Source organism: Halovulum sp. GXIMD14794 (assembly GCF_054457455.1).
Genome location: NZ_JBTLNF010000017.1, coordinates 1 through 2,266 on the forward strand (window position 1 = coordinate 1; position 2,266 = coordinate 2,266).

Annotated in this window: 2 protein-coding genes; one reads left to right on the plus strand and one right to left on the minus strand. The window is 57.9% G+C overall.

From position 1 onward, the window contains the following. Window positions 1–743: 743 nt before the first annotated feature. The gene (locus tag ACW9UR_RS25320) at window positions 744–1,604 is read left to right on the plus strand and encodes a calcium-binding protein (protein WP_458919857.1); all 861 of its coding nucleotides are present in this window, start codon (window positions 744–746) and stop codon (window positions 1,602–1,604) included. Window positions 1,605–2,053: 449 nt separating this feature from the next. Here ACW9UR_RS25320 and ACW9UR_RS25325 read toward each other — a convergent pair. Further along, window positions 2,054–2,266, minus strand: a 213-nt coding sequence (locus ACW9UR_RS25325; protein ID WP_458919858.1) for a hypothetical protein, incomplete at its 5' end; no start/stop codon positions are given.

The following is a 2,266-nucleotide window of genomic DNA, read 5'->3' on the forward strand; positions in this document are numbered from 1 at the left end:
GATCTTCAAGCTGGTCGTCTGGTAACGACTATCGCTGGCTGGGATGTGACGGCTACGACCTTCGACACCGCCGCCTGGCTAGTCTTTCCTAGTCGAAGTTTTGTGCCGGGCAAGGTCCGGGCGATGATTGACTATCTGAGAGGCGCGGGAAAAGTGGAGATCTAGCGCTCGTTCGATTTACAACGGGGAATTCGGCCCATTGCCGACCTCCGATCCCTGCTCAGGATGCTGCAGCGCTGTCCGCCGAACCCGACGTTCGCGGCGCTTGCGCGCTCTGGAAGCGGCCCGAGGTCCGCAGTGCGGAACTAGCGGAAGACGGCAGGTATTGTTCAACCGACTTTGGCATCAAAGATCGTAGCTACGGATCCCAGCGGTTCCATCCTGTCGATCAGGTCGAGGGGGAGCCGAACCTGCGTTGGGTAAATTCGACCGGAATGCCTGGGCTCATTAGGTGCAACTCCTGGCGTATGTATCCGGGGCAGCGTTACCGACCAAACTGATAGCCGAGTACGCAACTGGATGACCGCTCAACGGATCTGCGATTCTATTAGTCGAGATACGCCAGACACGTTCTGCCCTAAAAGCTAAACCAAGATTATAGCTGATAAACCGCAGTAATAATGCGATGACCTCTGGCCTAAATCTCCGGGATTAAACCCCTGCACTGCAACTTGTCAGGATGGATTTAGCGTGCTGCCGTGAACCATACGATCTGACCAGGCTACCACGTGAGGAGCATGCAAATGGCCATTATCATCGGCGGTATCAACACCGATACTCTTGCGGAGGAGCTCAAAACTTTCCTCGCAGAGTCATTGCCGTCGTCGCTTGAGGGCGTCACCGGGGATCTGGATGACTGGATCGACGCCAACGAAGAACGGTTGGAATACTGGCTCGACAACCTGATGGAACGCCTCGGGAACTGGGTGGATCGAGAGTCTGAAAGCCTTTCCTGGCAGGAAGCGGATCTCCTCGGTGATTGGCTCGACAATCTTGAGGAAGACCTCGAGACCTTCCTCGATGAAGGACTTGACGCGCTGGACAACCTCATCGACGGCACCGAAGAGGCGGACGAGATACGCGCCGGTGACGGGGACGACGAAGTCTACTGCTTTGCCGGTGCCGACGAGGCATACGGCGGAAAAGGCGAGGACCTGCTCAAGGGCGGAAAAGGGTTCGACAAGCTCGTCGGCGGTGGAGACGATGACAAGCTCGTTGGCGGCGGCGGGCGTGACAAGATGCTTGGCGGCTCAGGCGATGATGTCATGATCGGCGGCGGCGGCAAAGATATGTACAAGGGCGGGTCCGGCGCAGACCTCTTTGTCTTCAAGACGCTCAAGCATTCATCGGCCGGAGCAAACCGCGACGTTGTCTACTTTGAAGACGCCGACGGTGACGAGATCGACATAAGCAGGATCGACGCCTGCGAAAGCGAAGCTGGCAACCAGGAATTCGAGTGGATCGGTCGCGCGGCTTTCTCGGGAATGGAAGGGGAGTTGCAGCTGAAAGGCGGCGTGCTCCGCGCGGATGTCGATGGCGACGGCAATGCCGACTTCTCGATTGCGATCGAGGGCTCGCTGTGGGTCGATGATCTGATCCTCTAGGCGGATCCTGAGGCGTTTTGCGATCACTGTCTGTGGATCGATGGTGATCGCAACGCGGAGCCGTGGTGGGAGAGCAGTCTGCACACAAACCCCTCGGCCGAGTTTCGGGTCGGTGATCGGGACGACAGTGCCTTAGCAGGCCAACGGCAAGCTCAAGCTACATTAGGGGTGGTTTTGTACTCCGAGTCGACATTGGATGCCGCGCAGAAACCGCGTTGTCGGTGGGGCGATGCAGGCGGTTACGGCCCATTGCGGACTTTGGTCGGGATGGCTAGGCCGCAACGCCGCTTTACCGAACCGGCCATTCGTTCATCGCGTACCAACCGCCGCCTCCCGAAGATCCGATGTGCGGAACTTACCCGCATCCTCCACAGGCGCAAACATGACAGCTGTCTGCGCTGAACTGCCCTTGAGGCCCAAACTGGCAATGTCTGCTCTAAGGTTGGGTCTCAATTCGGCGGCAGGTAGGGATCGAGCGTGCCGAGTGGGATAGGTGGTTCAGAAGCGAGCGTGGTCTGGAATTCGACGATCTTGCTGAAGATGACCGGAAGAACCCAGGTGGATTGCTCTTGGACCTGATACTCCTCTTTCGGGTCGGTGATCAGGTTATAGATCCGGGGCACATTGAGCGGCATCGGTTCGCTGTTCATGTTCTCCAGGTC

What these genes read in the sequence shown, in the direction of transcription:
- ACW9UR_RS25320 (WP_458919857.1), top strand. Translation starts at nt 744, where the DNA reads ATGGCCATTATCATCGGCGGTATCAACACCGATACTCTTGCGGAGGAG.